Source organism: Lentibacillus sp. (genome assembly GCF_035301675.1).
Taxonomy (GTDB): Bacteria; Bacillota; Bacilli; order Bacillales; family Amphibacillaceae; genus Lentibacillus.
In genome coordinates this window covers 1-12,711 of the sequence record NZ_DATGTT010000005.1, presented here as the reverse complement: position 1 = coordinate 12,711, position 12,711 = coordinate 1, and the positions used below count along the sequence as shown (strand labels likewise).

Below are 12,711 nucleotides of genomic sequence, written 5' to 3'. Positions count from 1 at the left end.
CTCCCCTTTCTGCGCCTGTCACCGTTCCTTCTTGAAAATCGGCCCGCCGTGCACATATGTATGATACTCACCTGATTCTCCCATTGGGCAGACATCCTCATACGCCAAAATATCTGTCACAAATGCCTCATCAACGTACCGGCCAGTCCAGCTTTCGGGGAGTTTTTCCGCGTCCACCTTGATTACTTCCGCCTTGAAGCCAAGTACTATAAATTCCCTCAGCAAACGGACAACTTCACTCTGATCCGACCATAACGGATAGACAGCCTCAACACCAGCTTCCTTCGTGACCTGTTCGCCCCACTTGCGATGGCCTTCAAGGTAAATATCCCCGAATGCCATCCCATCAAGCCCATAACGCTGTTTCATCTCGTTTATATGAAAAACAAAATCATTCGTATATGTATTAAAATCCGTTTTGATAAAATGTACCGGAATGCCCAGCCGATCCGCCTGACTCAATACACGTTCACGCTTCTCATCATGGGCAACCGTTTCCTGACTCTCTTTCCAGACCGTCGTAAGCAGGCACGCAACCTGTACATCCTGCTTTTGCAAATAATAGAGCGCCAGACAGCTGTCCTTCCCGCCGCTGAATGACAGAGCTACTTTTTCAGCCATTCGATCACTCCTTCTCAAAATTATCACTCTATATTATATTACGTGATGCTCCAGCATTTTTCAAAACTGCTCTTCCCTGTCTTTCCCGGTTCTTGATTAAGAACTATCTTTTGGCAGGAATGTTGACAAGTTTCATAGCACAGCCCGATTTCATGAAAAGAAGGTATTCATATAGTAAACTTATAAATAGAATACATTACGGAGGCGCGAACAATGACATTTCCAATCATGCAAATAAAGCTCAAACGACTGAAAATGACCCTCAAAAACCCGTTCACCACCAGTTTCGGAACCATGCAGGAAAAAGAATTCTTCATCACTGAAGCGATTGATGACAGCGGGAATCGCGGGTTCGGTGAGTCGGTTGCCTTCCCCGCTCCATGGTACACAGAAGAAACAGTTGAGACGAACAATCATATTATGAAAGATTTTTTAATTAAATTACTCCAAGAAAATGACATCCGCCACCCGGAAGATGTCCGAAAAATATTCCAGCCAGTTAAGCGGAATAGTATGGCCAAAGCAGCACTGGAAGGGGCCATCTGGGACCTCTATGCCAAGCGGAAAAACATCACACTTTCCGAAGCGCTCGGCGGCACTACGGCACAAATTGATGCCGGCATCAGCATCGGGATCCAGCCGAGCATGAATGATCTGCTGCAAAAAATCAGTCATCATGTCAATCAGGGATATAAACGGATAAAAATGAAAATTAAACCGGGATGGGATTATGAGATGCTGCGTGAAGTCCGAAGCCATTTTCCCGATACCCCGATTATGGCCGATGCCAATTCTGCTTACACACTTGAGGACATTGATCAACTGAAAAAGTTGGATGAGCTGGATCTGATGATGATTGAGCAGCCTTTAGCTCACGATGATATCGTTGATCATGCAAAACTTCAGGCTTCCATCCGGACGCCCATCTGCCTTGATGAAAGCATCCATTCGGCGGAAGATGCACAAAAAGCAATCGAACTGGAAAGCTGCCGAATCATCAATGTGAAAATCGGCCGGGTCGGTGGAATCACCGAAGCAAAGCTGATTCATGGTCTATGCCGGGAAAACAACATTGATATCTGGTGCGGCGGCATGCTGGAGACGGGAGTCGGCAGGGCGCATAACATCGCCTTGTCCACCCTTCCGCAATTCACACTGCCCGGGGATACTGCGGGATCGCCGCTGTATTGGAAAAAAGACATTGTCAAACCCGAAGTCACGGTTAACAATGGTATCATTACCGTACCCGACAAACCGGGCATCGGCTATGAGATTGATGATGCCGCCCTGGAAGCTTTTACAGTAAATGAAGAAGTTTTCGATATGTGAAATTTTCGAGGCGGAGGTCTTACTACCCGTTAAAAATCCCTGCAGCCATCAGGCGTGCAGGGATTTTTTAATCATCTTATTTCGTAAATTCTTCCGTCAGATTCGTTACAATCTGCTTTTTACGGGAAACGACGCCTTTTAAGAGTGCACGATTTCTTTCATCAAGGGTAACATCAAATGCTTTTTCGACATGACCTTTCGCAGCACCCATTGCCAATGCGTCTGAATCATTTTCCAAAATATCAGTTGCAACAAACAGGAATAATTCCAATCCATTATCACCGATGATTTGTTCCATTTCTTTCTCAATGGCTTCCTGTGATTCATAAATCTGGCTCGTATCTACCGCATTTACCTGTGCAATCTGCACTTTTGCACCGCCCATGGTGAATTCTTTGGCATCCATTGTCACCAGGTCAAGTGCTGATTTATCGCTTAAGTCAGCACCGGCCTTCAGCATATCAAGGCCATACGTTTCCAAATCCACCCCGGCGATTTCCGCCAATTCATGGGCTGCCTCTATGTCCTCCGCTGTGCATGTCGGTGATTTCAACAACAATGTATCAGAAATGATTGCAGAAAGCAGCATTCCAGCGTTTTCCTTGGAAAGAATCACACCGTTCTCTTTGTGCATCTTATTTAAAATTGTCGCCGTACAACCGACAGGCTCTGCACGGAAGTAGAGTGGTTCTTTTGTTTCAAAATTAGACACTTTGTGATGGTCAATTACTTCACTGATGCGCACATCATTAATGTTATCGACACTTTGCTGAAATTCATTGTGATCGACTAAAATGACACTATCGACGCTCTCATCCACTTTTTCGATATATGCCGGTGCTTCCACACCAAAATAGTCGAGCACAAATTGTGTTTCTTTGCTAATCTCACCCAGTCGTGCAGGGTGTGCTTCAACGCCTAATGTATTTTTCAGATCGGCATATACTAATGCAGATGCAATCGTATCCGTATCAGGGCTTTTGTGTCCAAAAATTAATGTTTTGCTCATATCCATTACTCCTTTAGTCCAGTTATCTTTACCCAACCATTAGATTATCATAAAAATATGTCGATTGAACACTAATTTGTTGTTTCCAATGTCTTTGTAGCGTTCCAAATAACATCATATGCATTGTAATCATTTAATGCAATATCAAGGTCATGAAACATTCGGTGCAGTGCGCGCACATCTTCTGTTTTCTCCTGGTTTATAACGGCATCCGCCAATTTCTGAATCCGCTCCAGGTCTTTTGTCAGCACCTCATCATTGACGTCTGTCATCTTTTCGTCGAGTACCGATAAAATTGTGTTGGCTTTTTCTGTCTGCTTATTCCAATCGAGTGAAGAAATGCCGCCATAACCGGTTGTTTCATTATAAAATTCGTGCGTTTCCGAAACAAGTTGCCCGATATCCTGATTCTTTTTTCCAACAGTTTCCCGTACTTCCTCGACCTTTTCAACGGTCTCTTCAGATAATTCGTCCGACGCTGTTGCCTGATCATCACTGTCACTGAAGAACGACATGGCATCCAAATTAAATATATTAAAAAAGAACAGTACAGAACCAATTAACGTGACAGCAACGACGGCTATAAATGTGCGGCCGAACCATCCCATTTTCAAAAACTTCCCTTTAGCCAAAAAGACATCCCTCACTTTAAATCAGTATCTGAAAGTATAACATACAGGCTGTGCATTGTTATGCACTTAAAAATAGATACAATTCAGTATTTTTCATTATACCATTGGATGATGGATTGTCTTATGCCGGTGTCATCTGTCTCCTGCACCCCAAACCCGCCAACATAAACAACTTTTACATAAAATTCATCACCGCTTTGGAATCTGATCAAACAATAATCTTCTTTAGGTGATGGGACAATCTCAACAATCGTTTCGTCCTGATACGTTTCATAAACCTTTGCTTTTTCATCTTCACCTAAAGTCCATCCTGTTTCTAAGGTCTCTATTTTCGGGTCCGCCATATTTCGTACTTGCTTTGATTTGCGTTCCAACGGCGCGGTTTTTTCATTGATTCTATGAAGCAAGCGTATATTTTCGGCGAATCCGATAAACAGCATTCCACTCACAAAGCCGCCGCCGGCCCAGGCAAAAAATATGGACCAGCTTACCATATAATAATTGACAGATACTGCAGTAATACCGATGATTAGTCCCCCTGCCATTTGGGCAACGCCAATAATGAATAAAATTTTGGCAATCATATTTTCAGTCATGACATCTGCCTCCTTTCTTTTAGGTATACCGGCGATGTATTACTTTCAATTATACAAGTTTTTTCTTATAGTTGATGAAGAAAGTTAGAAAGGGTTTTTTGATGAAAAAATTTATTGTGATCGGCGCAGGTATATTAGGTGCCACTACCGCATACAAATTGGCCAAATCCGGTGCCGAAGTTGCCGTCATTGACCGGCATGATACGGGACAGGCAACTGACGCTGCTGCCGGCATTATTTGCCCCTGGCTCTCCCAACGCAGAAACAAAGCGTGGTACAAGCTGGCAAAAGGCGGCGCACGTATTTACTATGATTTAATCCGGGAGCTTGCCAGCGATGGTGAAACAGAAACAGGCTATGCGCAGACCGGTGCCGTCAGTATTCATACCGATGAGCAAAAACTTGCCAGTATGAAAGAGCGTGCATTGAAACGCCGTGAAGATGCACCGGAAATCGGCGAGGTGACACTTCTTGATGCAAATGAGACGAAAGAGGCATTCCCGCACCTTGCTGACCGTTTTGCCTCCGTCCATGTCAGCGGCGCCGCCCGAGTTAACGGACGCGAACTGCGAAATGCATTCATCCGCGGCGCTGAAAAGCATGGTGCAGTAATCTTAAAAGGCGATGCCCAGCTGACTCAGGAGGGCTCCCGGATCACCGGAGCGTCCGTTGATGGTCAAACAATCGCAGCCGATCAGGTTATTGCGGCATGCGGTGCATGGATTCATCAATTGCTTGATCCTCTAAATGTTAAGTTTAAAAGCACTTCGCAAAAAGCGCAAATATTGCATTTGCAAACTCCCGGGAGAGACACGTCCGGCTGGCCTGTTGTCATGCCTCCCAACGATCAATTCATGCTGACACTCGATGACCGGATTATTGTCGGTGCAACCCATGAAGATAATGTCGGATTTGACGGTCGCGTTACCGCCGGAGGACTTAATGAAATTATAACCAAAGCACTGGATATAGCCCCGGGGCTTTCAGATAGCACAATACTGGAAGCACGCGTTGGTTTTCGCCCGCATACACCCGGATACCTGCCTGTCGTTGGCCCGCTTCCAGGCTTTGAAGGTCTGCTGGTTGCAAACGGCCTCGGTTCTTCAGGGCTCACAACCGGACCATATGTTGGAAGCCAACTTGCAAACCTAGCATTGGGAATTGAACCGGAGATTGACCTGTCCGACTATAATGTAGCCGGTGCTGTAGACAGCTGAGAGGGATTTTGCTAATCTTATTATAGGGGTAAAGTAAAACTTCATTCAGTGGGGCGCTTTCCTCCACTGAATATCAGTCGTTTTTTGGCGGGTTACTGACCATTAGATGCGGGAAAATAAGGGGGCATGTCCATGGGAAAAAAAGCGGTTCTGATTGTAGTTGCTGTCACACTGGCCGTCTTAATCTTTGGCTGGTACTTTTTGCAAAATGTCATGATTAACTTCGATGTGGACCACGATACATCCCAGCCTGAACTTAATATAGCTATCGAATCAGCAAATTTCGAACGAGTATAATAAAGGAGAATCAGCAAAAAGCCGATTCTCTTTTACTTCCCTTTATGACACCAATACATCTGTCGTTTCGAAAGCAGTTAGCTTTCTTTTTGCTCCCAGCTCTTTTTATCATCATCTTCAATGATGCCTAATACAACATCCGCCACTTCAGATAAGCTCAGCAGTTCCTCAGTAAGACGGAATTTGACATCATCCGCTTTAGACAATGATAAACCTTTTGTCAGTTCAACAGTGCCTTCCACATGGTACGTCCGGCCTTCCTGAATAACCCTCAGTTTATAAATATCGACGACCTGATCATCCTCAAGCAGTTTCTCTGACAGCTTTTTTTCCACTTCTGCCGGGGCCGATACCCCAATGAGGCCAACCATATTATCATACCCTACCCGGAAGGCAACGAGCAGCATCAACACACTGATCAGCATCGTAAAAATCCCGTCTGCCCTTAGAATACCAAAAGCCTGTGCCAATACGACTCCAAGCATGGCAAATACGGCACTTGATGTCGCTACTAAATCCTCATAAAAGACAAGACGCGTAGCAGGTGTTGCTTTTTGTGCACTTTTAAATGCTGTCGTTATCAACGGGCCGTCCTGCTCTGAATCCGTTTCTTTTTTTATTTCCCTCATTGCCTTAACCAGAATTAAACCATCAACCAAAAAGGATACAGCCAGAACTCCGACGTTCAGCCAAATATTACCTGACTCAGAAGGGTTGCGGAACACGTGCCATCCTTCTTTAAATGTTTCATATGCCAAAATCGTTATAACAACCACGGCAACCATACAAAATATATTAATAACCCTTCCAAAACCTGTCGGAAACCGCTCGGACGGCGGCGTTTCAGCAAGTACACTGCCAATAAACACAAACCCCTGGTTGACTGAATCTGCCAGCGAATGCATGGATGTTGCAAACATAGAGCTGTTCCCGCTAAAAAACGCTGCAACACCTTTTAGTCCGGCTATAAAGATATTGCCAAGTGCAGCAAGGCCTGAAGATACATTTCCCTTCTTTATACGCTCCATAAATCCCATAAGAGGATCCTCCTGATATGAAAACGTTGATACATTTATTTAGTAGCATACTTAATTAAAAGCATTCTATACATCCAAAAGAACTAGCCGCCTTTCTGCTATCCCAAAACAGGAACAAAGGCCGCAAGCGCCCGTTTAGCGACGTACGGACTGCGCTCAGCGCTGCAGGTGGGTCGGCGTTGCCGCGCATCGCGGCGGTTTTAGCCGATCTTCCCCACTGGCCGCAGGAGATAAAGGAAACATGCCCCCTTATAGGGGGTATGCCGACGTTGGGCGTAAAGCCCGGGTTTAGTCGGCCTTCCTTGAACTCTGGAATCGCTGTTGACTTATCGGACGGAGGTGAAGGAAGTCACGCTACAGCTTTAGTGCTGGAGCCGGACGTGGCTATTTTTGATAAAGCATTCCTAGAGCCAAAAATTTATACTTTCTTTCTTAGTAAAGAACTGAGCCCGATAAAATGGCTCAGTTTTTTTCGTTTATAAATCGTTTGCCAAAGTCTTTAAACACAAAATATTTTATCATGAAGAAACTGGCAAGGAACGACAGAAACATGGCCATTCCTTTCGCTATATTATAGCGCAGCCAATTTGGAACAGATGTGAGCTGCAGTAATTCATTAACACCAAGGAAGACAAGGTTGCTCACTCCCAGGCTGATAAGACCCTGGACGATAAACAAAATACGCTGACGGTTGTTTCCTTTTGCCGAACGTTTAAACGTAATACTGGCATTCCAGTAGTAGCTATTAACTATAGCCAGCGTATACGCGATGGTGTTATACAATAAAAGCATCATTCTGTCGTCTGTATGGAATAGAATTAATAACAGGTTCAACGTCCCGATATCAATTCCTGCATTGGCAAATCCGATGACGCCAAACTGCAGAAATTGCAGGGGGCCTCGTTTTGGTTTATGATGTGCCATGGAACTCCTCTTGTATTCCCAGTCTTGTTAGCAACTCAGTACTTATTTATTTCCTGCTTTTACATCAGATGGATTGATGTTATTATGCTTTAAGTTCTTTCCGGCTATACTGACGATTTCTTTATAATAGTCAAGAACCTGCTTCGATTGGCCGTCCCAGCTCATTTCTGCGATATCATCGCGGGCATCTTTCGCCAGCCGTTTTCTTAATGTTTCATCTGCAAAACGCAAAACTGTTTTTGTGAAGTCGTCTTTCTTATCCTTGTCGTAAAGCAGACCGGTGCGGTTATCTTCAATCTGTTCACAGGTTGGGCCGCTTTTGGCTGCCACCAACGGCAGTCCCGACGCCATCGCCTCAGTAATCACAAGTCCGAGTGTTTCAGACGTTGACGGAAACACAAAAACATCAGAAGATGCATACGCTTTGGCAAGCTCTTCACCGTGCATAAATCCGGTAAATATCGTGTTGGTTCCCGCAAAGTGCTTTTCGAGCGGCTGACGGTGCGGACCGTCCCCAACAATTGCCAATGCAAATTCGTTCGATGCATTCAGCACGGATTGGATTTTTTCGATTTCTTTTTCCGGAGCGAGCCTTCCGACAAATAACAGAAGTTTTTTATCCGGCTGTCCGCCCGTAAGTTTTTCGCGTATTTCTTTGTCATATTTATTTGGATGAAACAATTCCGTGTCCACTCCGCGCTTCCAGACGTGAACATTAGGAAAGTTCTGTTCCTCCAGTTCTTCTTTTACCGCTTCGGACGTACACAGGTTCAGCTCTGCCTGATTATGGAGTTTTCGAAAATACCACCACAGGAATCCCTTAAACATTGGCAGATTGTAATAATCCGCATATTTCGGAACCTGCGTATGAAACGAAGCAAGCATCGGAATTCCAAGTTTTTTGGCGTAGTGGACACCGGACATTCCTACCAGAGCCGGATTCACCACATGAACAACATCGGGGTCATACGCTTCAAGCATACTTTTCACTTTCCGTGTCGGCAGTGCGAATTTTTTGGAACGGTAAAGCGGAAGAGTCCTTGCGGGGACCCCCTCTATTTTCACTCCCTCAAATTCATCCACACCAAGGTCCGGGGCAATCACGCGCACATCATGACCCTCTCGTTTAAAATATCGGATACATGCTTTTAGTCTCGTCACCACACCATCTGTGGAAGGTACGAATGTTTCTGTTACTATGGCAATTTTCAATCTCGACACTTCCTCAACTGTTTGCCTGAATTACTATTCAGGCTGATTATTTCCAGGATACTTGCGGCAGGACATTTTCCTTGATAACCCGATCCTTATGACTGATGACAGTGTTAAAGATTTCGCGAATCACATCATCATCAAGCAAGTGCGGCTCGAGCCCAAGATCTCTAAGCTTGGTATTTTCCGCCTGGAAGAAGTGTTCCTCCTGTTCAACCCTTGGATTATCAAGATTGGCAACGGATGTTTCGCGCCCTTCTTCCTGTGCCACCTTTTTCACTTTCTCAGCCAGCTCTCCGACTGAAAATTCTTCCGTAAACTGGTTGAAAACCCGGAATTCACCCTTGTCGGCAGGATTTTCTGCAGCAATTTCAATGCACCGTACAGTATCTTCAATATTCAGGAATCCGCGTGTCTGACCGCCTTTCCCATAAACGGTGATGTCATGGTCGATAGCAGCCTGAATGATGAAGCGATTAAAGGCCGTACCAAATACCCCATCATAGTCAAGACGGTTCGTGAGCACCGGATCCATTTTCGTTTCCTCCGTATCCAATCCATAAACAATGCCCTGGTTTAAGTCGGTTGCTCTTATACCCCAAATTTTGCATGCAAACGTAATGTTATGGCTGTCATGCACTTTGGAAAGATGGTAAAAAGAACCGGGCTGTTTTGGATATGGAAGCACATCTTTTCTTCCTTTATGCTCAATTTCAATATACCCTTCTTCAATAGGAATATTCGGTGTTCCATATTCCCCCATTGTTCCAAGTTTAATCAGATGACAGTCCGGTACAAATTCTTTAATCCCATAAAGAATATTCAATGTACCGGCAACATTATTTGTCTGGGTATATACCGCATGTTCACGATCAATCATCGAATATGGCGCTGAGCGCTGTTCAGCAAAATGCACAAACGCATCAGGCATCTCCTGTTTTAACACTTCACGCAGAAAATCATAGTGTGTCATATCCCCATCATACACGCGGATTTCCTTCCCGGTCAGCTCTTTCCACTTTGCCACACGCTCCTCAAGGGAAGCAATCGGTGTGAGGGAATTTGAGTGCAATTCATTGTCCATTTTTCTTCTGATCATATTATCGAGAATTGCTACATCATGTCCTTGTTTTGATAAATAAAGAGCAGTCGGCCACCCGCAGAAGCCATCTCCTCCAGCAACTATAATTTTCACGTTATTTACCTCCAGTTTTCAATATACCCGCCTAAAAATCAATTCAAGCAGGTTAGATAAAATGTACACATTTTTTCATACTTATCTTCTCATAAAAAATTATCATGTTACAAGCATTTTTACAAATGATGTGGTTAAATCGAACACCAAAAACTGATTCCGCTCATTCAGGGAATCAGAAAGCTGAAAATAAAAACAACTTGCTTCTTCATTATTTGATTGTTGATTCATCCCTCCCTTTGTTCCTAAGCCCGCTTCTGCAGGCTGGAAAGCAATTGTCGATAGGCCTTCGATTCCTGCTCCATCCCAAGTTCCTGGTAAATTTTAGATAACCATTTGAGTGGTGTCGGGTCTTCAGGCTTCAACTCCATCTCCCAGCTGAAGCACTCGATTGCCTGATCAGACTGACTGAATTCGTAATATAATTCGCCGAGCATTTGCATTTGATCCAGGTCATCATTGAACGTTATCAGCCTGTTCACTTTCTGATAAACCGGATGGATTTCCCGGCGTTCAGCAAAAGGCTTCAGCAGTTCTCTGAGAAAAACCGGCTCGTTTGTTTTCAGCAATGCCGAAGTATAACCGTGAATCAAATCCCCAGCTTTTTTCGGGTGAAAATCGATGACTATTTTAAATAAGGACTTTAGCTGTTCTGATGATAATGATTGTGATACCAGGTCGAGTTGTTCAAGCATTTCTTTCATGGATTCAGCTTGTGAGGCATTCAGTTCAAAATCAGGATTATTAAACAAATTTAATATGTTTTCAAGTTTATTCAATTCAATATATTGTTTCAACAAATCCTTCTTCAGCGGGACAAATCGGGGTAATTCGCGGTGTAAATCTTCCAATATTTGCATGACTTGCGTGTTTTTCAAATATCTATTCAACAGTTTTATGAACGGGTCGTAGTATTCCTCCGAAGGGTTATCGATTAACCTGCCGAAGTATAACGCGACTATATCCATCCATCTTGATTGTTCATACAAAAGGTTTATGAGCTGCTGAAAATAAGGATCGTTATTCGTTTCGGAATAAAGGACTTTCTCAGCAAAGATCAAATCTTTCATCATTATTTCGTCAGATTGGTTATTGTACATATCGGCATACCGTTTAAAATTCAGATCAGATCTCAGCTGTCTGACAAGGTCCTGATTTGGTGCAAAATCCATTAAAATCCGGACAATCTGATAAGCCATCATATTCTGGCCATTCCTGCGATAAACATAGAAAATGGATTTTATTTCATTGAACAGGCGCTTTTTGGAGATGAAGGATTCAAAGAATGTTAATATAAAAGCTTTTTCTTGGGGGGTGTAATGCTTGTCCAGTTTTTTCAACAGCGGCTCGAAGCGGCTGATACGGCAGTGGTTGTTCGCGGAAAATAATTCTTCGATAAACGGGTGAGGCGCATTGAAAACAATTCCCAGTTTAAAGGCGGACTCGATGAATGAATGACGCCGAAGCTTTTTCGCCTTGGAAGCTGTAAGAAAATCATGTTTATAAAAAAAGAGATAATAGATGTCATAGTTGTCACTGACTGCTTCTATTATTTCGGCCTGACGATATAGGGCGATTCTCTCCGGATTAACGTGCAATGGCTTCCCGTTCATTTTGTATATATAAAACTGGTTTTGTTCCACTATTGATCCCCCTCTGCTTTTCCACCACTATAACATACTTGCACCGTGATAAACATGTTTATGAGACTATGAGACATAAATATGTATGACACCGGACGCTAACTGACCTTAAATGCCCGATTCTGTTCAACTAACATTCAGGGGGGATAAAGCACCCCGCTGAATAAAGCTTCACTTTTATCCAAGGTTGCTTGAATTTGAATACTGCTTCTTTGTTAAGGACGCCCATTCGACAACACGCCGCATCTGCAGATATGTTCGTTCAAAAATCGGACTCTGAATGAACGTAAAAATAAATGTGAAAATGAAGACAGGGCCGCTCAATATCAACCCCAGCACAAGCACGGCACTTTCTGTTATAATCCGCACCTTGCCAATTGATGCACCTGTTTTATCAGAAATAGACAGCATAAAACCATCACGCGGGCCTGAACCCACACCGGCCGAGTTGTAAATGCCGCCGCCCAGGCCCATAATGACAATACCTGCAACAATACTGACAATATCTGTCCAGCTGCCAGCTGCTTTTGGAAGGAAATCCAGCCACATATAAAAATCGACAAAGGCCCCGACAAGCACCGCATTTAAAAACGTGCCGATTTTAATATAGGATTTATCGAGGGTCCACGAAATCACAATCAGTACAATCGAAATAATGATTGTCCAGGAACCAATGGACAACCCGACCAAGTCAAACAATGCAACATTCAATACATCCCACGGGTGAATCCCCAAATGCTGCATATTGACCGTGATCGTAATCCCCATACTGAAAATCATAATCCCAATAAAATAGATCGACCAGCGAAATACATTTATCATGCATCTTACCTTCTTTCTGCGTACAGTTACGGAATTTCAATTATATCATATTCAACAGCCGATTACTGATTTCCGGCACACGCTTCATCAGACGAAATTCGGCAATTATTTTAAATATGCTTTGATTCAGATAGCTTTCGTTCAGACAATACCGGGGACCTATCATAGGCGGCTTTA

General features: G+C 43.8%; 14 protein-coding genes. 4 read left to right on the top strand and 10 right to left on the bottom strand.

Annotated elements, in window-relative coordinates:
- Positions 1–18 precede the first annotated feature (18 nt).
- Positions 19–621 (bottom strand): Dph6-related ATP pyrophosphatase, encoded by a 603-nt coding sequence (locus VK097_RS00545; RefSeq protein ID WP_324209846.1) that lies wholly within the window; start codon positions 619–621, stop codon positions 19–21.
- A 213-nt stretch (positions 622–834) separates the two neighbouring features.
- Between VK097_RS00545 and menC the strand changes: the two genes are divergently transcribed.
- Positions 835–1,950 (top strand): o-succinylbenzoate synthase, encoded by a 1,116-nt coding sequence (menC, locus tag VK097_RS00540; RefSeq protein ID WP_324209845.1) that lies wholly within the window; start codon positions 835–837, stop codon positions 1,948–1,950.
- Positions 1,951–2,026: 76 nt separating this feature from the next.
- On the opposite strand, the gene VK097_RS00535 is transcribed toward menC, so the two are convergent.
- The 3 genes from VK097_RS00535 to VK097_RS00525 all read right to left on the bottom strand — a co-directional run bounded on the left by VK097_RS00535 (position 2,027) and on the right by VK097_RS00525 (position 4,187).
- Positions 2,027–2,959, bottom strand: coding sequence for a manganese-dependent inorganic pyrophosphatase (locus VK097_RS00535; protein ID WP_324209844.1), 933 nt, complete (start codon positions 2,957–2,959; stop codon positions 2,027–2,029).
- Positions 2,960–3,030: 71 nt separating this feature from the next.
- Positions 3,031–3,591 (bottom strand): hypothetical protein, encoded by a 561-nt coding sequence (locus VK097_RS00530; RefSeq protein ID WP_324209843.1) that lies wholly within the window; start codon positions 3,589–3,591, stop codon positions 3,031–3,033.
- An 83-nt stretch (positions 3,592–3,674) separates the two neighbouring features.
- Positions 3,675–4,187, bottom strand: a complete 513-nt coding sequence (locus tag VK097_RS00525) for a hypothetical protein (protein ID WP_324209842.1) — start codon at positions 4,185–4,187, stop codon at positions 3,675–3,677.
- A gap of 101 nt (positions 4,188–4,288) precedes the next feature.
- On the opposite strand from VK097_RS00525, the gene VK097_RS00520 reads away from it, so the two are divergent.
- Together VK097_RS00520 and VK097_RS00515 are read left to right on the top strand one after the other, a co-directional pair.
- Positions 4,289–5,404, top strand: a complete 1,116-nt coding sequence (locus tag VK097_RS00520) for an NAD(P)/FAD-dependent oxidoreductase (RefSeq protein ID WP_324209841.1) — start codon at positions 4,289–4,291, stop codon at positions 5,402–5,404.
- A gap of 132 nt (positions 5,405–5,536) precedes the next feature.
- Entirely contained in the window at positions 5,537–5,701 is a 165-nt protein-coding gene (locus VK097_RS00515; RefSeq protein ID WP_324209840.1) for a hypothetical protein, read from the top strand.
- A 77-nt stretch (positions 5,702–5,778) separates the two neighbouring features.
- Here the strand turns inward: VK097_RS00515 and VK097_RS00510 are convergent, their stop codons facing one another.
- The gene (locus VK097_RS00510; RefSeq protein WP_324209839.1) at positions 5,779–6,738 is read right to left on the bottom strand and encodes a cation diffusion facilitator family transporter; all 960 of its coding nucleotides are present in this window, start codon (positions 6,736–6,738) and stop codon (positions 5,779–5,781) included.
- Positions 6,739–6,917: 179 nt separating this feature from the next.
- Between VK097_RS00510 and VK097_RS00505 the strand changes: the two genes are divergently transcribed.
- Positions 6,918–7,220, top strand: coding sequence for a hypothetical protein (locus tag VK097_RS00505; protein WP_324209838.1), 303 nt, complete (start codon positions 6,918–6,920; stop codon positions 7,218–7,220).
- Here the strand turns inward: VK097_RS00505 and VK097_RS00500 are convergent.
- The 5 genes from VK097_RS00500 to VK097_RS00480 form a co-directional block, all read right to left on the bottom strand.
- A complete protein-coding gene (locus VK097_RS00500; RefSeq protein WP_324209837.1) occupies positions 7,201–7,662 on the bottom strand; it encodes a GtrA family protein in 462 nt (153 codons plus the stop codon). The two genes, VK097_RS00505 and VK097_RS00500, sit on opposite strands and share 20 nt — an antisense overlap.
- 42 nt (positions 7,663–7,704) lie before the next feature.
- Positions 7,705–8,874, bottom strand: coding sequence for a glycosyltransferase family 4 protein (locus VK097_RS00495; RefSeq protein ID WP_324209836.1), 1,170 nt, complete (start codon positions 8,872–8,874; stop codon positions 7,705–7,707).
- Positions 8,875–8,920: 46 nt separating this feature from the next.
- Entirely contained in the window at positions 8,921–10,069 is a 1,149-nt protein-coding gene (locus VK097_RS00490) for an NAD-dependent epimerase/dehydratase family protein (RefSeq protein ID WP_324209835.1), read from the bottom strand.
- Positions 10,070–10,314: 245 nt separating this feature from the next.
- Positions 10,315–11,712, bottom strand: a complete 1,398-nt coding sequence (locus tag VK097_RS00485; protein ID WP_324209834.1) for a hypothetical protein — start codon at positions 11,710–11,712, stop codon at positions 10,315–10,317.
- Between the two features lie 177 nt (positions 11,713–11,889).
- Entirely contained in the window at positions 11,890–12,534 is a 645-nt protein-coding gene (locus tag VK097_RS00480) for a YczE/YyaS/YitT family protein (protein WP_324209833.1), read from the bottom strand.
- Positions 12,535–12,711 lie beyond the last annotated feature (177 nt).